This window comes from Pseudomonas triclosanedens, from assembly GCF_026686735.1.
Classification (GTDB): domain Bacteria; phylum Pseudomonadota; class Gammaproteobacteria; order Pseudomonadales; family Pseudomonadaceae; genus Pseudomonas; species Pseudomonas triclosanedens.
In genome coordinates this window covers 2,087,230-2,108,502 of the sequence record NZ_CP113432.1, presented here as the reverse complement: position 1 = coordinate 2,108,502, position 21,273 = coordinate 2,087,230, and the positions used below count along the sequence as shown (strand labels likewise).

The following is a 21,273-nucleotide window of genomic DNA, read 5'->3' as shown; positions in this document are numbered from 1 at the left end:
TCACTCATCGGAATTGATCCACTCTTTCACCACCTGGGCGACACGCCCAGGGTCTTGCGCGACCAGGCTCTTGATCGCATTGAGCTGCGCATCGTAACCCTCGGACGGGCTGGGCAGCAGAATGCTGGCGGGGCCGCCGAGGCTGACGCGGTCGTCCGACAGCTCGCCTTCCAGGCCCCCCAGGTCGCCAATGCCGCCCTCGCCTCCGGCGGGCACCAGGGCCTTGCTCTTGTTGCCCGACAGGTTGTTCAGCACCGGGCGCAGCACACCGAGCACCAGCACCAGGATGAAGACGATGCCCAGCACCTGCTTGACCACATCCCAGAACCACGGCTGGGTGTAGAACGGCGGCGAAACGATCTCTTCGCCCTGCTCCGCGGCGAACGGCGCGTTGATCACGCTGACGCTGTCGCCACGGCTGGCGTCGTAGCCCACCGCATCCTGCACCAGGCGGGTAAAGCGGGCGAGCTCGTCCGCGCTCCACGGCTTGTGGCTGACCTCGCCGGTCTTCACATCGGTGATGACGCGGTCATCCAGCACCACGGCGACGGAAAGCCGGCGCAGGCGACCCTGCTGCTGCTTGGTGTAGCTCACCGAGCGGTCCAGCTCGTAGTTGCGGGTATTCTGCTGGCGCTTGTCGGTCGGGTACGGCGCCAGCTCCGGCTTGCCGGTCTTCGGATCGATGATCGGCTGGCCGTTGGCATCCTTCAGCGGCTGGCCCGGCGCCACGTAGTCGGACGGCGCGTTCTGGGTGGCCTGCTGCGGCGCGGTGGTGGGCGCCGGCGGCTGGTTGGACAGCGCACCCGGCACGCCCTGCGGGCCGTTGCTGTTCTGCCGTTCCTCATTGTTGCTCTGCTCGCTGCGCAGCGCCGGCTGGTCCGGGTTATAGGACTCGGAGGTGGACTCCACCGCGCTGAAGTCAACGTCGGCCGACACCTCGGCCTTGTAGCGGCCATTGCCCAGCACCGGTTGCAGGATGCTGTGCACGCGCTGGGTGAACAGGCCCTCCATGCGGCGCGTGTAGTCGAACTGCTTGCCGGCCATCGTCAGCTCGGACAGTTCCTGCTGGTCGGACAGCAGGTTGCCCTTCTGGTCGACGACAGTGACCTGGGACTTGTTCAGTTCCGGCACGCTGGTCGCCACCAGATTGACGATGGCCATCACCTGGCTCGGCTCCAGGCTGCGCCCCGGATACAACTCGACCAGCACAGAAGCGCTGGGCTTGCGGTCGTCGCGGACAAATACCGAACTCTTCGGAATCGCCAGGTGCACGCGGGCGCCCTTGACGTTGTTCAGGCTGGAGATGGTGCGGGCCAGTTCGCCTTCCAGGCCGCGACGGTAATTGGTCGCTTCCATGAACTGGCTGGTGCCCAGGGCTTGTTCCTTGTCGAGAATCTCGAAGCCGACGTTGTTGTCGGTCGGCGCGACGCCGGCGCTGGCGACCTTCATGCGCGCACGGCCCAGATCGTCGGCCTTCACCAGCAGCGCGCCGGAGTTGGGCTCGACTTTGTAGGCGATATCGGCGGCGCTCAGGGCCTCGACAACCTTGTTGGCGTCGACACCATTCAGGCTGCCGTACAGCGGCTTGTAGTCCGGCTGCTGCGACCACAGCACCATGCCGAAGCCGATGGCGATGCTCGCGGCCAGACCGACCAGCAGGCCGACCTGGCGCAACACGGGCATGTCCGCAAGGTTTTCGAGGAAGGCCAGGCCCAGCAACGGCTTTTTCGGTTCGCCGAGCTTGGCAGGGACCTGACTGTCTACGGTGGCTTCAGCCATGACCTGCTACCTCAGACCGGCATCTGCATGATGTCCTGGTACGCCTGGACGAGCTTGTTGCGTACCTGGGTCATGGCCTGGAAGGACACACTGGCTTTCTGCGAGGCGATCATCACGTCGGTGAGATCGACGCCGCTCTGGCCGACTTCGAAAGCGGTAGCCATGTCAGTGGCGACCTTCTGGGTGCCGTTCACCTTGTCGACCGCCTGATCGAGCATCTGCGAGAAGCTCGGCGCACCGGCTTCGGCCACTGGCGCGGCCTGCGCCCTGGACTTGGCCATCGCCTCCATTTGCATGGAGCGCATTTCCAGCAGCAGACGATTGAATTCGACACCCTGACTCATTACCTACCCCTCCGACTGGCCGCGGTTTTTTGACGCCGCGCGGCGCTTTGCACAGGAGTTTGCAACTTGGGTGCCAGGTTTCAACGATGCCGCCAATACAGGTGGAAAAGCCTCTGCGGCGGGCATTTCAGCCCCGTTGACGATACAGGAGGGACAGCCATCGACAACCAGCGCCGACGGCTATCAGACGAATGCCGGGCACACCCCATCAGGTGCTGCGTGCGCAACAAGAAAAGGCCCGCACGAGTGCGGGCCAATAAGGGGAAAGCGGCAACTATCAACTGGCGTAGAGATACGCCTCCACGTCCATGCCCGCATCGCGCATCTGCGCCAGCTTGTAGCGCAGGGTGCGCGGGCTGATGCCCAGGCGCTCGGCGGCCTCCTTGCGGCGGCCGCGCTCGCTGCGCAGGGTGTCGATGATCATCTGGAACTCGCGGCGCTTGAGGTCTTCACCCAGCGCTCCGGCCTCCTGGACGGACGGCGCCGGAATCTCGACGCTGGCCGGAACCTGCGGCGCGGCGGCAGGCGCCACGGCAGCCAGGGCTGGGCGTGGAGCCAGGCCGATCGGCGCGGCCAGACACAGGTCGGCGGCCTGGACCTGGCCGCCCTGCTGCAGAATCAGTGAACGCTGGATGGCGTTGTCCAGCTCCCGCACGTTGCCCGGCCAAGGGTGCGCCAGCAACGCGGCGCGGGCATCGGCGGAAAGGCTGACCGGCGCATGGTTCATCTTGCGCACGTACTTGGCCAGCAGGCGCTCTGCCAGCGGCAGGATATCCGCCGGACGCTCGCGCAGCGGGCGCCAGGCCAGAGGGAAGACCGAGAGCCGGTAGTAAAGGTCCTCGCGGAAACGTCCCGCCGCCACCTCGCCGAGCAGGTCACGGTTGGTGGTGGCGAGCACGCGGATGTCCAGGCTGATCGGCCGGCGCGCGCCGACGCGCTCCACCTCGCGCTCCTGCAGCACGCGCAGCAGCTTGGCTTGCAGGCCGAGCGGCATCTCGGAGATTTCGTCGAGCAGGATGGTGCCGCCGTCGGCCAGCTCGAACTTGCCGGGCTGGGCAGCAATGGCGCCGGTGAAGGCCCCCTTCTCATGGCCGAACAGCGTGGCTTCCAGCATGTTGTCGGGGATCGCCGCGCAGTTGATCGCCACGAAGGGCTTGGCCGCGCGCGGCGATTGCTGGTGGATGTACTGCGCCAGCACTTCCTTGCCGGTGCCGGACTCGCCGGAGATCAGCACCGTGGAATCGCTACGCGCGACGCGGGCAGCCAGCTCCAGCAACTGCTGGCTGGCCGGTTCGAGCGCCACAGGACCGTCACCCTCGGAACTGCCCACAGCACCCAGCGCATGGCGTGCCACCAGCTCCAGCAACGCCTTCGGCTCGAAGGGCTTGACCAGATAGTCCGCCGCGCCCTGGCGCATCGCCTCGACCGCACGATCCACCGCACCGTAGGCAGTCATCAGCAGCACCGGCAGTTGCGGGTAGCGCGCACGGATCAGGCCGAGCAACTGGTGCCCGTCCATGCCCGGCATGTTCACGTCGCTGATCACCAGGCTGAAGGCTTCCTTCTCCAGCGCCGGCAGCGCAGCCTCGGCGCAGTCGACGGCAACGAAGTCGTGCCCGCCGAGCATCAGGGTATCGGACAGGGCTTCTCGCAGAGCGCGGTCGTCTTCGACCAGCAGGACTTTGGCGGCCATGTTGTTCATTCCTCGTGAGCGATAGGGTGAGCCACGATCAGCGGCAGAATCAGGGTGGCGCAGGTGCCGCGAGCGGCGCGCGAACGCAGGCGCAGTTCGCCCTGGTGGGCCTTGGCGACGGCCTTGACCACCGCCAGCCCCAGGCCGGTGCCAGTGGTCTTGGTGGTGAAGAACGGCTCCCCCAGGCGCGCCAGGGTTTCGTCGCTCATGCCCGGGCCGTTGTCGCTGATGGACAGCCGCAGGCTATCGCCGCGGGCATACAGATGGACTTTCAGGCGCACATCGCGCCCGGCGGCCTGGATGGCGTTTTCCACCAGGTTGAGCACGGTGCCGACCAGGGTGTCGCGGTTGCACAGCAGCTCGCCGGCACGGGCGTCGCACTGCCAGCGCACGTTAAGGCCGCTGACGTGGGATTCGGCGGCGGCGCGCAGGCTGGCAAACAGTTGCGACGGAGCCAGGCGGTCGGGCAAGGGCAGCTCGCCACGGGCGAACACCAGCATGTCGCGCACCTGGCTCTCCAGCTCGTGCAGGCGTTCCTTGATGCGGCCGGCGAAGCGTTGCTGCTGCTCCAGCGGCAGCTCCTGCTCGCTCAGATGGCTGGCATAGAGCATCGCGGCGGACAGCGGCGTACGGATCTGGTGCGCCAGCGAGGCAACCATCCGGCCCAGCGCCGAGAGGCGTTCATGGCGGGCCAGTTGATCCTGCAGGCGACGGGTTTCCGTCAGGTCGTTGAGAAGAATCAGTTGGCCCGGCTCGCCGTTCAGCGAGCGGATGGCGATAGACACGCGGCGTCCGTCGCGCAGGGAAACTTCGTGGCCGTCGTCGGCACGGGGAGCGAAGCTGCGGGCGATCACCTCGCGCCAGAGCATGCCCACCAGCGGCTTGCCGAGCAGCGCGCAGGCCACCGGGTTGGCATCGCGCACCACCCCCTGGGCATCGAGCACGATGACGCCGCCGGGCAGTACGTCGAGCAGGCTCTGCAAGCGGTTGGCCAGGCGCTCCTTCTCGGCCAGTTCCTGCATGCGCTGGGCGCTGACCAGCGCCAGCTGCCCCTTCAACTCCGTAACGCGCGCCTCCAGCAGGCTGTAGGACTCGCTGAGCTGGCTGGACATCTGGTTGAACAGTGCGAAAGCCTGTTCCAGGTTCGCGCGGCTGCTCTCCTCCACCGTGCCGCTCGTTTCGACTGGGGCCTGGGAAGGAATTTCGGACTGGCGTTGGGCGACTGGCATCATGCGGTTCTCTCATCCGTCCGACGTCGTAGAACTGTCGGTCAGTTGAGTCTTAGCAAACCGCGTGCCTAAAATTTAATCGTTACATTTCAATGAGTTAGAAAAATGAGTGTGGCGGAGGCGTCAATCCTCCGCCATCTCCTCTTCGCGGCGGCTCATGCCGTACTTGCGCATTTTCTCCACCAGCGTGGTGCGGCGGATGCGCAGGCGTTCGGCGGCACGGGCGACGACACCGCTGGCATCGTCCAGCGCCTGCTGGATCAGACCCTGCTCCAGGTTGGCCAGGTAATCCTTCAGGTCGATGCCCTCGGCCGGCAGCATGGCCGGCGAGTCGAGGCCCGGCAGGCCGGCGGTGATCGCCGCGCGCTCTTCCAGTTCCTCGCGCAGGCTGCTCGCCAGTTGCTCGTCCTCGTCATCGACGTGGCGGAACTTCTTCGGCAGTTCGCCTACGCCAATCACGCCATAGGGGTGCATGATCGCCAGGCGCTCCACCAGGTTCGCCAGCTCGCGCACATTGCCCGGCCAGTCGTGACGGCAGAGCGACATGATGGCGGCGGAGTTGAAGCGAATCGATCCGCGCTTCTCGTGCTCCATGCGCGAGATCAACTCGTTCATCAGCAGCGGGATGTCCTCCACGCGCTCGCGCAGCGGGGCCATCTCGATGGGGAAGACGTTGAGTCGATAGTAGAGATCTTCGCGGAAGCTGCCGTCCTCGATCATCTTTTCGAGGTTCTTGTGGGTGGCGGCGATGATGCGCACGTCCACGTTCTGCGTCTTGTTGCTGCCGACGCGCTCGAAAGTGCGCTCCTGCAGCACGCGCAGCAGCTTGACCTGCATCGGCAGCGGCATGTCGCCGATTTCGTCGAGGAACAGGGTGCCGCCGTTGGCCAGCTCGAAGCGGCCGGCGCGGCTGGTGATGGCGCCGGTGAAGGCGCCCTTCTCGTGGCCGAACAGCTCGCTTTCCAGCAATTCCGCCGGGATCGCTCCGCAGTTGACCGGCACGAAGGGCGCATCGCGGCGCTTGGAATGGTAGTGAAGGTTGCGCGCCACCACTTCCTTGCCGGTACCGGACTCACCGAGGATCAGCACGCTGGCGTCGGTGTCGGCGACCTGCTGCATCATCTGCCGCACCTGCTGGATCGCACGGCTGGTGCCGACCAGGCTGCGGAACAGGTTGGGCTCGCGCTGGCGGCCGCGCTCGCGGGCCTGGTCGTACATCTCGCGGTAGACCTGGGCACGGTGCAGGGAATCGAGCAGCTTGTTGTAGCTGGGCGGCATCTCCAGGCTGGCCAGCACGCGGCGGCGCAGCTCTTCGGGCCAGTCGCCGGGGGCCGGCTCGCCGATCAGCAGCACCGGCAGGTATTCGTCCCAGGCCGCCAGTTGCTTGAGCAGCTCCAGCGATCCGCCCTTGCTTTCCACGCTGCCAACCAGCACGCACAGGACATCGCGGCTGCCGTTGGGTAACGCATCGACAGACTGGCGCCAGTCGCGGCTGCAGCATGAGAGTTGGTCTTCGCCGAGGAAGCCGATGATGACCGAGAGATCACGGCACCGTTCCTGGTTGTCATCGATCAGGAGAATCTTGGTTTCGCGCCACATCTTTAGCTTGTCATCCCGGGGCTTTGAGGCCGTCGTACGGCTGCTGACACGAGGCTGGCGATGGCACAATTTCCTCGTGCTCGCCAGCATTTGGCCATTAGTAAAGTCAAAAATGTGGCAAGAGTCAAATTTATGGCGTGTTTTTTTTGATGCTGCCCGACGAAGGGTGTTGACCCGGATCATGGCATTCGAACTGTGAGGCAGTTCGCACAACGCGGTGGCGGCCCGAGGGCCGCCCAGGGAAAGCTGACCCGAACGGATCAGCCGAACATCTGGTAGACCTTGGCTCCCTGGCTGGAGCGACGCACGGCGGTCAGTTCCTCGCCAATGGCGGTGCGCTGCGCGGTGCACACTTTCACCAGTTCGCCATAGAGCGCAAGCAGCTGCTCCATCGTGTCGCGCAGCGCCTGCTCGTCACGCCCGGCGTCCTGCATGGCCACCTCAACCTGCTCACGACACACGCGATCCAGTTCGCCTATGGCGTCCCAGTCCTTGTTGTGCATCGCGGCGGACAGCGCGGCGCGAGTCTCGTTCAGTTGTTGCATGGCCTGATTCATGGCTCTTCCTTCTTTCAGGCGGCGATCGCGTCCCAGCCCGATTTCACTTCGCGCAGCAGGCCCGACACCTCGTCGAGGATCGCGGTATCGCCAGTGCGATTTGCCTCCAGCAGACGCTCGGTCATGTAACCGTAGAGTCTGTCGAGGTTATACGCCAATTCGCCGCCCTGCTCCGGGTTCAGCGCCTCGCGCAGACCGCCGACGATACCGATGGCCTTGCTGATCAGTTCGCCCCGTTCGGCCAACTGGCCACGCTCGATGGCGCCGCGCGCCTGCGCCATGCGCTCCAGACCGCCCTGCATGAGCATCTGGATCAACCCGTGTGGCGACGCTTCGGCGACGCGCGACTCCAGGCTGACTTGCTGGTATTGCTTCATGGCTCTCATGGCGTACATGGCAGGCTCCTGCTGGGAATTCATCTACTGACCAAGGTATCGGCCAGTAACGCAGGAGCTTGAAGGCTTCTTGAGGATTTTTTGTCACGCCCGGCCGGCAGCCGGGCGCGACGCCAGGGCAGGCCGATCAGCTCTTGGCGAACGGCAGGCTGGCGAGCTGGCTGGTCAGGCTGGTGGTGGTCTGGGTCAGCTTGCTCACCAGCGAGTCCATCGTGTTGTACTGCTTGTACAGGCGTTCCTGCAGCGCGGTCATGCGCCGATCCAGGGCGTCCTGCTGATCGTCGACGCTGTTCAGGGTCTTCTGCAGCACGCTGCTGCGCTGGTCGAGGATACCGTTGGTGTCGGTGTAGGGCTTGAGCTTGTTGTCCAGACGGGTAGCCAGGCCCTTGTCGCCGGTGAACAGCGAGGCGACGGCTTCGAAGTTGTCGCCGACTGCCTTGTCCAGCTTGTCGTCGTCCACTTCCAGCGTACCGTCGGCCTTGGTGGTGATGCCCAGGTCGGCGAGCACGCGAATCTTGCTGTCGCTGTCGCCCTGGGTCGCGACCAGTTCGTTGCGCACGGCACTGACCAGCGAGCGTGCGCTGGCGTCACCCAGCAGCGCCCCGGTAACTGGGGCCTTGTCCTCGCCGACCTTGGTCACCTTGGTCTGCGCGTTCACGAAGCTCATCAGGGTGTTGTAGGAGTCGACGAACGCCTTGATGTTGGTCTTGACTGTCGCCTTGTCCAGGTCGACGGTCACGGTGATCGGCTTGTCGACCTCAGTCTTGGTCTTGAGGTCGAGGGTGACACCTTCGATGGCTGTCGAGACGCTGTTGGTGTCGCTCTTCACCTCCAGGCCATCCACGGTCAGCAGAGCGCTCTGGGCATGGGTGATGAAGCCGCCGTCGCCGTTGTTCTTCTGCGCATCGGTCAGCTTGGACAGGTCCGGAGCGGTGGACGGATCGAACGCCAGCTTGCTCAGCGACTGGGTACCGCCCGAGCCACTGTCGGTAACCTCGATCTTGAGGTCCTTGCCTTCGCCGGTCTTGTTGCTGGAGACCACCAGGCGCGAGCCCTGCGCATCGTTGACGATGGTGGCGGTGACGCCCTGGCTCTTGCCGGCCTTGTTGATCGCATCGCGAACGCCGGCCAGGCTGTTGTTGCTGCTATCGATGGTGATGTCGTCGAGCTTCACATCACCCAGGGAAATCTTCAGCGTGCCGCTGTTGAAGGTCGAGCTGCTGTCGGCCGGCACCGCGCCCAGCGCGATCTTGCTGGCGGCGGCCAGTTGCTCTACCTGGATCTGGTAGGAGCCGGCAACGGCTTTCTCGGTGGCGCTGCCCTTGAGCACGTCGTTGTTGGACGATGCGAAGCTGCGCGCCTGGAACTGGTTGATGGTGTTGAGCTTGCCCAGCGCGGTCTGGAAAGTGCTGATGGCACTCTTGAGCCCACCGATAGCGGTGATCTGGGTGGTGGTTTTCTTCTCCAGGGTATCGATCTGGTTCTGCTTGGGTGCCTTTTCGGCATTCACCAGCGAACTCACGATGCTGTCGATATTGAGCCCCGAACCCAGGCCGGTAATACCTGCCATCTCCCACCTCCGTCAAAAAATCATTCGCTGTCGCGCGGTTGCCCGAAATAGAGCAATTGCCGTACCAGCTTCACCAATCCCGCGTCATGCCTGGGCTTCGAACATCAGGCTGCGCATATCGTCGAGTCGAGCGGCAAGTTTCAGCACTTCCTCGGAAGGAATTTGCCGCACCACCTTGCCGGAGTCGCCATCGATGACCTTGACCACTACATCACCGGTCGTGTCGTCGATGCTGAAATTGAGATTGCGGCGTACGCCCTGCACATGCTTCTGGATATCCGACACGGCGGCGTCCAGCCGCGCGCGCGAATCGCTGCGCTCCGTCGGCTCACCCTCCCCTTCCTGCCGGCCGGCAGCGGGGGTTGCGGGGAGCGCGGGATCGCTGCGCGAGGCGCTCTTGAACGCCGAAAGCCCGGCTATGTTTCCAACGTCCATCGTTCACTCCTTCGAAAAGGCAAAAAGGAGGAAGGGTTGCCCCTTCCTCCTGTGGTCGGATCGAAGACCCGCCAACCTTTAGCGGAGCAGGCTGAGTACAGACTGCGGCAGCTGGTTGGCCTGGGCCAGGATCGCGGTACCGGCTTGCTGCAGAACCTGGTTCTTCGACAGGGTTGCAGTTTCCGAAGCGAAGTCGGTGTCCTTGATGCGGCTACGGGCTGCGTCGACGTTCTCGGAGATGTTGGTCAGGTTCGAGATGGTGTTGTCGAAGCGGTTCTGCACAGCACCGAGGTCGGCACGCTGGGCGTCGATGGCGGCCAAGGCGTTGTCGATCACGGCAATGGCGTTCTGGGCGCCATCGGCGGTAGAGATGTCGATGTTGGCGACAGTGCTCTTCTGGGCAGCGCTGGCGTTACCGAAGATCTGCGAAGCTTCGGTGCCGGTGCCGCTGACCGAGTAGGCGGTCGGCGAGTTCAACTGGACATAGCCGGTGACAGTGCTGGTGGCAGCAGTCAGCACGTCGTGGGTGGTAGCCTCGAACTTGCCGTTGGAGCCACGTACGGCCACGTCGACGGTGCCGGTACCTGTCTTGTTGCTGAAGGACACGTTCTCGCCAGTGGCGGAGGTGACGGTCAGCACGCCCTTGTCGTTCACGCTGGCGGTGATGCCGAGCTTGGAGGCGTTGGAGTTCAGCTGGTCAGCCAGGTCCTGGGTGGAGGTAACGCCTGCCAGGTTCACGGTGTTGTTGCCGACTTTCACGTCGAAGCTCAGGCTGTTGCCGGTGGTCACGTTCACAGCAGCGGTGAACTCGGTACGGGCACGGGCGGACAGGTTCGGGATGGAGCCGTCGATCTTGTCGGCGATGACCTTGGCGCTGTCGCCGTCGGCGAGCTTGATGGCCTTGGTCTGGCCGCCGCCAACGATATTGATGGTGCCCGAGGCGGTGCCGCTGGCAGAAGCAGTGCCCGCTACGGTAGCGGCAGCGGTGGCGCCTTCGCTGCCGACCTGGTAGGAGCCGATGGCGCTGGCCGAGGCGTTCTGCAGGCTGACGTCGATGGTTTCGTAGGCGTTGGAACCGACCTGGAAGCTGGAGGTGCCGAAGGAACCGTCGAGCAGCTTGCGGCCACCGAAGGTGGTGGTGTCGGCGATACGGGTCAGTTCGGCCTGCTGGGCGGACACTTCCTTCTGCAGGGCGGCACGGTCGGCGTCGCTGTTGGAGCCGTTGGCGGACTGCAGGGAGAGGTCACGAATACGCGACAGGATGTTGGTGGACTGCTGCAGGGCACCTTCAGCGGTCTGCGCCAGGGAGATGCCATCGTTGGCGTTGCGGGTGGCAACGTTCAGGCCGCTGATCTGGTTGGACAGACGGTTGGAGATCTGCAGGCCGGCGGCGTCGTCCTTGGCGCTGTTGATGCGGTTACCAGTGGACAGACGCTGCAGCGAGGTGCTCAGCGCGTTCGAGGAACCGTTGAGGTTACGCTGGGTGTTCAGGGAAGCAATGTTGGTATTGACGGTAAGGGCCATGATGGTCTCCTTCAGTGGTCCTGTTCGTTCCTGAGCTTGCGATATCTCGGCCTGCTTGCTCAGGTACCCCAAGAATTCGCATTCGTCCTTTGTATCGGCGCCCCCGCGAAGAGCTTTAGAAAAAAACAGGAAGATTTTTTTCCTCTTGCTTTTCAAGCCCTTGCATACCGCACGCGGAGGTCTTCAGGCGACTTGCCAGATCAATTTAGGCACTTGCGTACCGACATCCGGAGCATCGGCGCAGGCAACGGAATCTTTAGCCCCCAACGCACCCGGCGGCATGAAAAAAGGGACCTCACGGTCCCTTCGTTCAGTGCAACGATGTCAGTCGGGCAACCAGACCCTGGCCCAGTCGTGAAGATTCGCCCCATCGAGCATCCAGTTCCGGCGTACCGCTTCCCGCAGGGCATCGCCGGCTCGCGCGGCGGCATCCAGATCGGCGAGGTGCGCGCGGATCGCATCGACCCAGTCGCGGTAGCGGTTCTTCACCAGGGTCACCGGCAGGTCGCCTCGGTACGGCAGGATGTCGCTGCAGATCACCGGGAAGCCGAGCACACCGTATTCGAGCAGGCGCAGGTTGCTCTTGCACTCGTTGAACCGGTTCTGCTCCAGCGGCGCCAGGGCGAGATCCAGGTTCAACGACGCCAGCCGAGCCGGGTAATCGGCGATGGCCACACCCGGATGCCATTCGTGGATATAGGGCCGCAGCTTGTCGGGGCAGAGGCCGAAGAACACCCATTCCACTTCCCCGGCCAGGTCGCGAACCACATCGGCAATCAGCTCCAGATCGCCGCTATGCCCTACTCCGCCGGCCCAGCCGACACGCGGTTTGCGGCCAACCCGACGCTGACTGGAAAGCCCACCCCACCAATCCACCGGCAAGCGGTTGGGCATCACGCGGATGTCAGCATGCAGGTCGGCGAAGGCTTCCGCCAACGGCGCGGTGGAAACCACGAAGCGGTCCATCATCGATACCGCGCGACGCAACGAACGCAGCACATCCTTCGGCATCTCCTCGCGGTGCAGGTTCTTCATCGGCAGGTTGGGCAGGTAGTCGTCCAGCTCGTAGACGCGGAAGGCGCCGGTCAGGCCCCGCGTCCGCTCGATCGACGCCAACTGCGCATCCGATGTCTGCCGCTGATACACCACGACATCGGCCTCGAAACGCGCCAGCTCCACTGCATCGAGCAGGTTCTCGCTCAGCGCGCCCTCGATCAGGTCCTGGCGCAGCAGGCTCTGGAACGGCTGGCGCACACGGTAATGCCCGCAGCCGAAGTGGTCGGCGGGATAACACAGCACGCGCGGGCGCAGCGGCTGGCTGAACGGCTGCCACGCCAGGTTGCGGGTCAGCTCCACCTCGAAGCCAGCGCGGCCCAGGCTGAGGTTGCGGTTATATGCCGGGTCGCGCGCGAGCAGCGGCAACCACTTGCGGTACATCGCCTGCTGCTCGCCCTGGAAGCGCTGCGCCTTTTGCGCCTGGGTTGCCGGGTCGACGTGCTTCTGGCTCACGCTGCCCTCGTGCAGTACCTCGGCGTAGGGCGTCCATACCGCGAGATAACCGGCCTCGCGCGCTTTCAGACAGAGGTCGACATCGTTATACGAGACCTTGAAATCGACCTCGTCCATGCCCTGCACGTCATCGTAGAGGCTGCGGCGAATCATCAGGCAGGCGGCCGTGACGGCGCTGTAGTTCTGGTCCACCAGCAGGCGGTGCATGTAGCCGGGCGCGTTGTGCTCCGCGCCCATGAACGGATGGTCCGCCGGGCCATTCAGCCCCAGCACCACGCCGCCATGCTGGATGCGTCCGTCGGGGTAGTAGAGCTTGGCGCCAACCACGCCGACTTCGGGCCGCCGCGCGTGGTTGAGCAGTGCATCGAGCCAGCCGCCATCGATGATCGCGGTGTCGTTGTTCAGCAGCACCAGGTACTCGCCACGCGCCTGCCGCGCGGCGAAATTGTTCATCGCCGAGAAGTTGAACGGCTGTGGATAACGCAGCACTCGCACCTGCTCGCTATCCAGGGCATCGATACCGGCCAGCCACTGCACCGCATCTGCGTCCTGGCTGCCGTTGTCGATGATGAGCAGCTCGTAGTGCCGGTAGCGGGTCTTATCCAGCAGGCTCTCCACGCAGCGCTGCAGCAGCGGCAACTGGTCGCGGGTAGGTACGAGGATGGAGACCAGCGGCTGCTCCGGGTAGTCGTAGGTGACCCGGTTGATCATCGGCAGCACGCCCGGCTCGATGCGATGCGGCACCCCCAGGCGCTGGAGGTGTGCGGACACCACGCGCGGCACCTCGGCGACCACGCGCTCATCGGTCAGCCATTGCCCCAGGGAACGCTCGCCATGAACCAGCACTTCGGCGATGTGGCCGATGCTGTCCAGCCCCCTGGTCTCCGCCGCGCGCAGGAACAGGTCCACCGTGGCCAGACGCCCATGCTCCGGGTTCAGGCCACCCAGCTCGGACAGCGCCCTCGCGTCGAGTGCCACGCAGGCTCCGACATAGGGATAGCTGCGCAGCAGATCCAGATTGAAGTCGGGCTTGAACACCGGCGCGCTCGGCACGCCGTCCACGAGTTGGTCCTGATCGAAGTAACAGCAGGCCATGCCCGGCTCCGCCTGGGCACGCTCGGCCAGCAGCACCAGCGCATGGTCGACCAGTTGATCGCCAGCCTCCAGCAGTACCAGCCAGCCCGAAGGCGCATCCTGAAGCCCGGTGTTGATGCGTTCGACCCATTCCTCGCCCTGCGGGCAACACTCGATGGCCAGCCCGGCGACCCGCCGCGGCGCTTCCGTCAGGCCGTGCACGCGCACCGCGAGATTGAAGCCACCCTGCTGTCGGGCCAGGCTGGCGAGCGTGCGCTCCACCGCCTCGACCGCACCGTCTGCCGCGAGGATCTCGATACGGAAATCGAAGGCTGGCGCCAAGTGCTGCACCAGCGCTTCCACTGAGGGAGCGGACTCGTCCACCACGCGCTCCGCGATCCAGCGGTCGTAGCTGAAGCACGGCGCGTCGGAACGGGGCTGCGCCAGCCAGTCACGAGCGAGCATCGAGCGCTCGCCGTGGGCACGCGGCTGGTCGCCAAGTGCGGCATAGATGGCTGCGAGAACACCTGGCAGCTCCGGGTGATCCGGCGTGGCCAGGGAAACCTGCAGCGCCAGCGCATAAGCCTTGCCGGTGCCCAGCAGCGGGCGGCCGCAGTACTGCTGATCGAGTTGCAGGCAATGCCGGGCCAGACTCAACCGGGCAGCCCCCACTTCCAGCTCGTGGCCGGCAGTACCCGGCGCATGCACGAAATCGAAGATCTTCTCGATAGGCCACAGATCGATGGCGCTGAGCGCCACCATCAGCGTCTCGTAGCGCGCATTGGCACGAACGCCGTCTAGGTTGGTGATACTGCTCAGGTTGCTGTCGTGCAGACGGTACTTGACCCAGACCTCGTCGACACGCACCAGTTCGTGCCGCGCCAGCAGGCGTACCCACAGGTCGTAGTCCTCCACTGCACGCAGCTCGGAATTCCAGGCGCCCTCGGCCAGCAGTACGTCGCGGCGGGCGATGGTGGACGTCGCGCAGAGGAAATTGCCGGCGAGCAGCTCCTGGCGCATGGACGAGAAGTCCTTGTTGAACACCGTCTCCACCTGGAGCTCCCTGCCCTGCGCATCGATGGCGCCGACCCTGGAGAAGGCAGCCGCGACATCCGGGCGGCTGTCCAGCAACGCCACGCCCTGCTCCAGGCGCTGCGGCGTCGCCACGTCGTCGGCGGCCAGGAAGGAGATGTAGCGACCCCGGCACAGTTGCAGCCCCAGCCGCGCCGAGCGCGCCTGGCCGCCGTTCTGTTCGAGGAAATGCGCGCGAATCTTCTGCGGATAGCGCTCGACGTAGCGCTCGATCAACGCCCGGCTGCCGTCGGTGGAAGCGTCATCGACGATCACCAGCTCCCAGTCCTGCCAGGTCTGGGCAAGGATCGAGTCGATCGCCTCGGCAATGTAGCGCTCGTAGTTATAGGACGGGATGAAGACACTGACCGTGGGCTGACTCATGCGCTGCGCCGCTCGTAGAACTGGTGAATGACATCGACGACCCGGTCGACCTGGGCATCATCGAGATGGGAGCCCATCGGCAGGCTCAGCACGCTGGCGGCCAGCCGTTCGCTGACCGGCACCGCGCAGGCGGCCGCAGGCGTCCCCTGATAGGCAGGCTGGCGGTGCGGAGTCGTGGGGTAATGGATCAGGGTCTGCACCTCATGGGCAGCCAGGTACGCCTGCAGGGCATCGCGCTCCGCGCTGCGCACCACGTACAGATGCCACACCGGCTCCGCGCCCTCCGCGGTGGCCGGCAGCCCGAGTTCCGCCAGGCCGGCGAGCCCCTGCGCGTAGCGCGCGGCGATCTGCCGGCGACGCTGGTTCTCGGCTTCCAGCGCATCGAGCTTGACGTTGAGAATGGCCGCCTGCAGCTCGTCCAGGCGCGAGTTGCAGCCCAGCTCCTCGTGGGCATAACGCACCCGCGAGCCATAGTTGCGCAAGCGTTCCACCCGCTCGGCGAGGGCATCGCTCGCACATACCACCGCGCCGCCATCACCCAGCGCGCCAAGATTCTTGCCGGGGTAGAAACTGAAGCCGGCCATGTCGCCAAAGCTGCCGCACACCCTGCCGTGCAGCCGCGCGCCATGAGCCTGCGCGGCATCCTCCAGCACCGCCAGACCGTGGGCGCTGGCGATGTCCAGAATAGCGGGCATATCCGCGGGATGGCCGTAAAGGTGCACCGGCAGGATCGCACGGGTACGCGGCGTGATCGCGCGCTCGATCAGCATCGGGTCGAGGTTGGCGGAATGCTCGCAGACATCCACCGGCACCGGCTCGGCCCCTACGGCAGTGACCGCAAGCCAGGTGGCGATAAATGTGTGGCCGGGCACGATGACCTCATCGCCCGGCCCGATGCCCAGCGCACGCAAGGCCAGCGTCAACGCGTCCAGGCCATTGCCGACGCCTACCGCCCTGCGACCTCCGCAGTAGTTGCCGAAGGCGGCTTCGAAGGCCTGTACCTCGCGCCCGAGCACATACCAGCCGCTGTCGAAGCAGCGCTCCATCGCCGCCTTGATCCGCGACTCGTAGCGGGCGTTGATGGCGTGGAGGTCGAGGAACGCTACCTTCATGCCGGCTTGCCGAGCACATCGTGCTGAAATTCCGCGTAGTCGCGGTAGTAGTCGGCCTCGTCGAACGGTGCGGAGGCCAGCACCATACACACCGAGCCGGAGGAGAAGTTGTCGATCTCGCGCCACATCATCGGCGGGATGTACAGGCCGTAGTAGGAGCGGTTGAGGTGGTACTTGAAGCGGGTCTTGCCGTCGTCGAGCAGGATGTCGAAGCTGCCGGACATCGCGATGATCAGCTGGTGCAGCTCGCGATGGGCGTGGCCACCGCGATGGGCACCGCCCGGCACATCGTAGAGGTAGTAGACACGCTTGATGTCGAACGGCACATGGTTGCCGCCCTCGATGAAGGTCAGGTTGCCCCGCGGGTCGAGGATGCGCGGCAGGTCGATGATGCGTACGTGTTGCAAGGACATGCTCAGCCCCGCCTCAGACAATGGAATTCATGAACGATGGTGTGGGCGCCGAAGCCTTCCTTGAAGTCGATCAGCCCCTCGTTGAGGCGAAGCCCCTGGGCTTCGCTGGAAATGCCGAAGTCGAACCACGGGCTGCGGGCGAAGACATCCGAAACCAACATGGTGAACAGCAGGTCGAGGGCGCCGCTCTCGCGCCCTTGCGCAGTGGACGCAATGTATTGGGCGTGCGCCACCTGGCCGCTGTCGTAGATTACGCTGCCGGCCAGCCAGCGCTCGCCGGCGAAGCAGCCGAACAGGCGGATGGCCTGCGGGAATCGCGAGGCGAGCAGCTCGATTTCCGCCTCGCTGTGCACCGGAGCCGTGTCGTGGCGGCTGGCAAGATTCTCCCGCAGCACAGACCAGAAGCCGCGCCAGTCGGTGCTTTCACGCACCTCCAGAACCTGCTTGCGGGCCTTGCCCAGGCCACGCCGGCGACGGCTCGACAGATCCAGGTCTGCCGGTGCCAGGCAACTGCTCGGGTCGCACCGATAACGCTCTGCGCCGAAGCGGAACAGCGCATAGCGATCCTCTTCGCACGGGCGCACGTGGTAAATGGCCGGCACGCACTTGTAGCGCAGCTCGGCTACCTCCAGCGCCGACAGGCTGTCCAGCAGGCACTCGAAAATATCCATCACCTGCCGCTGCCCGGTTTCCGGCGCCAGCAGCAACCCGCCGAAGGTGAGGCCGGCATGGCTGTGCAGCACACCATCCTGGCGGTTGGCCGGCAGGATGGCGCTGATGCGCTCGTCGCCATCGACGAACAGCAGTGAGCAATCCTCGAAACGGCCGGCGTGGTAATCCATGTAGCCGCGCTGGAACAGGAACACGCCATTGCGTGCGGCACGCACGGCATCATCCCACAGGCCGCGATGCAGGCTGGCGTCATAACGGACGGCCTTCATGCGTCGTCTCGCACGGCGACGCCGATGCCGTCGCGGCCGAAGTCGTTGCCGTTGTAGAAGCAGTAGGTGCGCTGGCCCACACGCAACGCGGCGGCATACATGATCGCCTGGCTGTCCCAGCCTTCAGCCGACACATCCAGCCCCATCGCGGCATCGTCGCGCCGCCAGTCCAGGCCATCCACGGACGTTGCGAAACCCAGCCGGTAAGCCCCGAGCGATGCGCGGCGAATCGAGTAATACAGGTGGTATCGGCCTTCTTCGCGCATGACCCAGGGACGCCCGAAACCGTGTTCGTCGCGCTGGGGATCGAGCGCCATGCACAACTGGCCGGTATCGCCCCAGACAAGGCCATCGGGCGACTCCAGGTAGCGCAGTTCGTAAACCGGCATCGGCTTGCCCTGCACCTGGGTCCACTGGCTGCCAGCGATGTACCACATGCGGTAGCCGCCGGCCTCGCGCTGCACGAACGGCCCGCAGCGGAAGAACAGCTCCTTCGGGCTGCGCTCAAGCGCGGGCGTCTCGCGCCAGCGGCGCCAGGTCTGGCCGTCGTCGTCGCTCAGGGCGATACCGGTGAGCAGCCGATAGCGAATCCGCGTACCCAGCTCGAAGCCTACGTAGTACATCAGCCACTGGCCCGGTACGGGGCCAGGGACGACCGAGCACACCACCGCGCCGTTCTCATCGAAGGTACCCGGACGGCCAGCATCCAGCAGCGGCTCGGCGCAGACATGCAGTACCTGCGTGGGGTCGTCGAGCGCTACCTCGACATAGCCGGGCCGGCCGATACCCTGCCCGTCCAGGCAGGACACGTAGAGGCGGATACGATCCGCCAGCAGCACCGGGGTTGGGATCATCGCGTGGCTCACCGCCCAGTCGCCAACGCGCGGCGATGGAATCAGCCCCAGCTTGCGCCAGCGCATCAGTCCCTGACCTTGAAATAGCGGCGTGCGCTGGGACCTGCACTGCCGGGCGCAGTCTTCACCAGACTGTCCTCCTCGACATCCTTGGCCACCAGCGCACCGGCACCGATCAGGCAGTCGTCACCGATTCGGATGTTGTTCACCAGCGTGACATTGACGCCGAGGAAGCAGTTAGCGCCGATCTCGCAGAATCCCGACACCACGGCATGGGAGGCGATGAAGCAGTTGTCACCGATACGGCTGTGGTGGCCGATGTGGTTGCCACTCCACAGCACCACGTTGTCGCCAATGCCAACGAAGGGTTGCACGGTGTTGTCTTCGAAGATGAAGCAGTGCTCGCCCAGCGTCACGTTGCGCCAGAGGAAGGCGCGCGAACTGATGTAGCTGGCCGGCGTGTAGCCACGAGCCTTGGCATCGAGATACAGGCGCGTGCGCAAGCGGTTGAGCTGGGTGTAGGTGGCCGCGGCGAAGAACGCATGCTGCGCTGGCGCAAAATGCGCTTCCAGATCCTCGAACGGCACCACCGGCAGGCCGAACAGCTCTGTCTTGCGCAGGTAGTCGCGCTCCACGGTGAAACCCACCACCTCGTACTCCGAATCGTGGGTGAAGTATTCGTAGGCGATCTCGGCGAACGCGCTGTCGCCAGCGATGATCAGCTTGTGGCTCATGGCCGTGCTCCGGGGCGCTGGAACAGCAGGTCTTCACGACGGTTGGCCATTGGCAGCGAAGACGGCTGCGGCACCAGCCAGGCGTCGAAGCCGGCGGCGCGCGCACGCGCCATCAGGCCCAGAAGCACCGCATCGTCGATCCGGCCCGGCTGCAGTCGATTGAAGTGGACCTCGGGGTCTTCGTCGCGCCCGCTGTACTGGCGGTGGTAAGCCTTGCCGCTGTCGGAGGCGAGGAAGCGCTGGAGCATACCCGAACTGGGCAGGTCGCCGATCAGCAGGCGGCCACCAGGCGCCAGCAGGGCCAGTGCCTGGTCGAGGAAATCGAACGGCCTACCCTCGGCGAAGACGTACTGGAACACGCTGTAGCAGAGCACCGCGTCGAAACCGCCGCGCCAGCCATCGAGATACTCGCCCAACTCCTCGGGGAAGCGCCCCGCCACCTTCTGGCTGCCCGCCGATTCGGGCAGGGCCGCCAGCACCTCGGCGGAGTCGTTGAGCAGCAGGCGCTGCTCAAGCACCCGGGCCTGGCGTTGCATCTGCAACGCCAGCTCGCCGCAACCGGCGCCGATATCCAGCACGACTGCGGCAGGACGGTCGAGCGCCGGCAGCTTGGCGCGCACGTCGGCGAGAATCACCTGGGCAAACCCTTCGCGATACTCGTTGGGAAAGCCGATCTTCTGGTGCAGGCTCAGGTCGTCGCGCGACGCCAACTGGCGGAAGTCGTCGTAACCCAGTTGGCGATAGTCGGCGAAACGGTCCTTACTCATCGACGCTCCGCGGTACTCAGTTGAGGTAGTTGAACAGGCTCAGCCCGCTGATCTTCACGTAGCTCTGCTGTGCCGCCTGGAGGATGGTGGACTGCATCGACAGGCGCGACAGCGCTTCGGCGTAGTCCAGGTCCTGGAGGTCGGAGATCACGCCGGTGTTCACCAGCTTCACGTCGTCGATGAAGGTCTCGGTGGAGTCGATCACGTTGAGCCGCGCGCCGATCTTGCCCTGCCCGGAAAGCACCTGAGTGTTCACCGAGTCGAGGTTGGAGATGGCCACGGCGGTGGCGTCGCGGATCCGGTAGTTGCCTTCCTGGTCGTCGGTCGCGCTCGACAGTGCCTTGCGCAGGTCGGCGACCACGTTGAGCAGCCCCTTCTTCTCGGTGGACGGGTCGCGGTTGATGGTGAAGGTGTCGCCAGTCGCGGGCTTGCCATCGATCTGCACCTTCACGCCACCGTACTCGATGAAGTCGTTGGTCTGCGGGTTGTCGTCGATGGCCCCGGTCTTCAGCGGCGTGTAGCTGCCCGGCAGGGCCGGGTCGTTGAGGTCGTAGACCTCGTAGTTCTTGTCGTCGAGGAAGCGGATGCCGATGCCATCGGTGGCGGCCGGCGGCACGCTCGAGGGGAAGGTGCCGTCGTAGGCCTGCTTGTCGTTCACCAGCCCCAGCGAGATGCGCCCGGTGCCGGTGTTGGTGCCGCCACTGCCGGTGGTCACGCGGTTGACGTTGTTGGCGCTGTCGAACAGCAGCTTGCCGCTGTCGCTGATGCCGAGGAAGGTGCTACTGGCGATCTGCACCTGGCGCTGGCTCTCATCGCCCTGGTAGGTATAGGTGCCGTCCGGGTTGCGCACGAAGGGCTGGGTGTCGCCCTGGCTGCCGGAGAACAGGTACTTGCCGCTGGCGTCCTTGCTGTTTAGCAGGTTCATCAGCTCGTCCTCGCGCTGCGCGAGTTCGGTGGCCAGCGAGTTCTTGTCGGAGGAATCCTGCGCGCCGTTGCCGGCCTCGACGGCGATCTCGCGGATGCGCTGGATGACGTTGCCCACCGATTGCAGCACCGCCTCTTCGGAAGTCAGGCTGTTCTTCGCCGCCGTGATGTTCGACTTGTACTGGTCGTTGAGCGCCTGCTCCTGGCTCAGTTGCAGCAGGCGCACCGAGGCGACGGGATCGTCGGCCGGAGTGAGGATGCGCTTGCCGGTGCTGATCTGCTCCTGGGTGCGGGTGACGCTGGAGTAGTTGCGCTGCAGGCCGCTGACCGAGTTGTTGTATGCCTGGATGGTGGAAATTCGCATG

At 65.0% G+C, this 21,273-nt stretch carries 18 protein-coding genes; all 18 read right to left on the bottom strand.

The genetic code is table 11. The features are described from left to right. The gene (fliF, locus tag OU419_RS09910; protein WP_254471995.1) at window positions 1-1,779 is read right to left on the bottom strand and encodes a flagellar basal-body MS-ring/collar protein FliF; all 1,779 of its coding nucleotides are present in this window, start codon (window positions 1,777-1,779) and stop codon (window positions 1-3) included. An 11-nt stretch (window positions 1,780-1,790) separates the two neighbouring features. Next, a complete protein-coding gene (gene fliE, locus OU419_RS09905) occupies window positions 1,791-2,123 on the bottom strand; it encodes a flagellar hook-basal body complex protein FliE (RefSeq protein ID WP_254471994.1) in 333 nt (110 codons plus the stop codon). Between the two features lie 277 nt (window positions 2,124-2,400). Next, on the bottom strand, window positions 2,401-3,816 hold the full coding sequence (fleR, locus tag OU419_RS09900) for a sigma-54-dependent response regulator transcription factor FleR (protein ID WP_254471993.1): 1,416 nt from the start codon (window positions 3,814-3,816) through the stop codon (window positions 2,401-2,403). Window positions 3,817-3,821: 5 nt separating this feature from the next. Then, a complete protein-coding gene (locus OU419_RS09895) occupies window positions 3,822-5,048 on the bottom strand; it encodes a sensor histidine kinase (protein WP_254471992.1) in 1,227 nt (408 codons plus the stop codon). Window positions 5,049-5,168: 120 nt separating this feature from the next. Continuing rightward, on the bottom strand, window positions 5,169-6,644 hold the full coding sequence (locus tag OU419_RS09890; RefSeq protein WP_254471991.1) for a sigma-54 dependent transcriptional regulator: 1,476 nt from the start codon (window positions 6,642-6,644) through the stop codon (window positions 5,169-5,171). A gap of 260 nt (window positions 6,645-6,904) precedes the next feature. After that, window positions 6,905-7,201 carry a flagellar protein FliT gene (locus OU419_RS09885; protein WP_254471990.1) on the bottom strand — a complete coding sequence of 99 codons (297 nt, stop codon included), beginning with the start codon at window positions 7,199-7,201 and terminating at the stop codon, window positions 6,905-6,907. 14 nt (window positions 7,202-7,215) lie between these two features. Beyond that, on the bottom strand, window positions 7,216-7,596 hold the full coding sequence (fliS, locus tag OU419_RS09880) for a flagellar export chaperone FliS (protein WP_254471989.1): 381 nt from the start codon (window positions 7,594-7,596) through the stop codon (window positions 7,216-7,218). A 127-nt stretch (window positions 7,597-7,723) separates the two neighbouring features. Beyond that, entirely contained in the window at window positions 7,724-9,166 is a 1,443-nt protein-coding gene (fliD, locus tag OU419_RS09875; protein WP_254471988.1) for a flagellar filament capping protein FliD, read from the bottom strand. Between the two features lie 84 nt (window positions 9,167-9,250). Continuing rightward, window positions 9,251-9,601 carry a flagellar protein FlaG gene (locus OU419_RS09870; protein ID WP_254471987.1) on the bottom strand — a complete coding sequence of 117 codons (351 nt, stop codon included), beginning with the start codon at window positions 9,599-9,601 and terminating at the stop codon, window positions 9,251-9,253. Between the two features lie 78 nt (window positions 9,602-9,679). Next, complete coding sequence (locus tag OU419_RS09865; protein WP_254471986.1) at window positions 9,680-11,125, bottom strand: flagellin; 1,446 nt, start codon at window positions 11,123-11,125, stop codon at window positions 9,680-9,682. Window positions 11,126-11,449: 324 nt separating this feature from the next. Further along, complete coding sequence (locus OU419_RS09860; RefSeq protein WP_254471985.1) at window positions 11,450-15,163, bottom strand: glycosyltransferase; 3,714 nt, start codon at window positions 15,161-15,163, stop codon at window positions 11,450-11,452. Beyond that, on the bottom strand, window positions 15,160-16,275 hold the full coding sequence (locus tag OU419_RS09855) for a DegT/DnrJ/EryC1/StrS family aminotransferase (protein ID WP_254471984.1): 1,116 nt from the start codon (window positions 16,273-16,275) through the stop codon (window positions 15,160-15,162). The genes OU419_RS09860 and OU419_RS09855 overlap by 4 nt, the downstream gene beginning before the upstream one ends. Continuing rightward, window positions 16,272-16,688: a sugar 3,4-ketoisomerase gene (locus OU419_RS09850; protein WP_254471983.1), complete on the bottom strand. Its 417-nt coding sequence runs from the start codon at window positions 16,686-16,688 to the stop codon at window positions 16,272-16,274. Before OU419_RS09850 ends, OU419_RS09855 begins: the two co-directional genes overlap by 4 nt. A 2-nt stretch (window positions 16,689-16,690) precedes the next feature. Then, window positions 16,691-17,629 carry a GNAT family N-acetyltransferase gene (locus tag OU419_RS09845; protein ID WP_254471982.1) on the bottom strand — a complete coding sequence of 313 codons (939 nt, stop codon included), beginning with the start codon at window positions 17,627-17,629 and terminating at the stop codon, window positions 16,691-16,693. Beyond that, window positions 17,626-18,549 carry a glycoside hydrolase family protein gene (locus OU419_RS09840; RefSeq protein WP_254471981.1) on the bottom strand — a complete coding sequence of 308 codons (924 nt, stop codon included), beginning with the start codon at window positions 18,547-18,549 and terminating at the stop codon, window positions 17,626-17,628. The genes OU419_RS09845 and OU419_RS09840 overlap by 4 nt, the downstream gene beginning before the upstream one ends. Further along, window positions 18,549-19,217, bottom strand: a complete 669-nt coding sequence (locus OU419_RS09835) for an acetyltransferase (protein ID WP_254471980.1) — start codon at window positions 19,215-19,217, stop codon at window positions 18,549-18,551. The genes OU419_RS09840 and OU419_RS09835 overlap by 1 nt, the downstream gene beginning before the upstream one ends. Then, window positions 19,214-19,984, bottom strand: coding sequence for a class I SAM-dependent methyltransferase (locus OU419_RS09830; RefSeq protein ID WP_254471979.1), 771 nt, complete (start codon window positions 19,982-19,984; stop codon window positions 19,214-19,216). The genes OU419_RS09835 and OU419_RS09830 overlap by 4 nt, the downstream gene beginning before the upstream one ends. 16 nt (window positions 19,985-20,000) lie before the next feature. Then, the gene (gene flgL, locus OU419_RS09825) at window positions 20,001-21,272 is read right to left on the bottom strand and encodes a flagellar hook-associated protein FlgL (RefSeq protein ID WP_254471978.1); all 1,272 of its coding nucleotides are present in this window, start codon (window positions 21,270-21,272) and stop codon (window positions 20,001-20,003) included. Window position 21,273: the final 1 nt, after the last annotated feature.

Coding starts and splice junctions, on each gene's coding strand:
- fliF (WP_254471995.1), bottom strand. CDS start 1,779: ATGGCTGAAGCCACCGTAGACAGTCAGGTCCCTGCCAAGCTCGGCGAA.
- fliE (WP_254471994.1), bottom strand. CDS start 2,123: ATGAGTCAGGGTGTCGAATTCAATCGTCTGCTGCTGGAAATGCGCTCC.
- fleR (WP_254471993.1), bottom strand. CDS start 3,816: ATGGCCGCCAAAGTCCTGCTGGTCGAAGACGACCGCGCTCTGCGAGAA.
- OU419_RS09895 (WP_254471992.1), bottom strand. CDS start 5,048: ATGATGCCAGTCGCCCAACGCCAGTCCGAAATTCCTTCCCAGGCCCCA.
- OU419_RS09890 (WP_254471991.1), bottom strand. CDS start 6,644: ATGTGGCGCGAAACCAAGATTCTCCTGATCGATGACAACCAGGAACGG.
- OU419_RS09885 (WP_254471990.1), bottom strand. CDS start 7,201: ATGAATCAGGCCATGCAACAACTGAACGAGACTCGCGCCGCGCTGTCC.
- fliS (WP_254471989.1), bottom strand. CDS start 7,596: ATGTACGCCATGAGAGCCATGAAGCAATACCAGCAAGTCAGCCTGGAG.
- fliD (WP_254471988.1), bottom strand. CDS start 9,166: ATGGCAGGTATTACCGGCCTGGGTTCGGGGCTCAATATCGACAGCATC.
- OU419_RS09870 (WP_254471987.1), bottom strand. CDS start 9,601: ATGGACGTTGGAAACATAGCCGGGCTTTCGGCGTTCAAGAGCGCCTCG.
- OU419_RS09865 (WP_254471986.1), bottom strand. CDS start 11,125: ATGGCCCTTACCGTCAATACCAACATTGCTTCCCTGAACACCCAGCGT.
- OU419_RS09860 (WP_254471985.1), bottom strand. CDS start 15,163: ATGAGTCAGCCCACGGTCAGTGTCTTCATCCCGTCCTATAACTACGAG.
- OU419_RS09855 (WP_254471984.1), bottom strand. CDS start 16,275: ATGAAGGTAGCGTTCCTCGACCTCCACGCCATCAACGCCCGCTACGAG.
- OU419_RS09850 (WP_254471983.1), bottom strand. CDS start 16,688: ATGTCCTTGCAACACGTACGCATCATCGACCTGCCGCGCATCCTCGAC.
- OU419_RS09845 (WP_254471982.1), bottom strand. CDS start 17,629: ATGAAGGCCGTCCGTTATGACGCCAGCCTGCATCGCGGCCTGTGGGAT.
- OU419_RS09840 (WP_254471981.1), bottom strand. CDS start 18,549: ATGCGCTGGCGCAAGCTGGGGCTGATTCCATCGCCGCGCGTTGGCGAC.
- OU419_RS09835 (WP_254471980.1), bottom strand. CDS start 19,217: ATGAGCCACAAGCTGATCATCGCTGGCGACAGCGCGTTCGCCGAGATC.
- OU419_RS09830 (WP_254471979.1), bottom strand. CDS start 19,984: ATGAGTAAGGACCGTTTCGCCGACTATCGCCAACTGGGTTACGACGAC.
- flgL (WP_254471978.1), bottom strand. CDS start 21,272: ATGCGAATTTCCACCATCCAGGCATACAACAACTCGGTCAGCGGCCTG.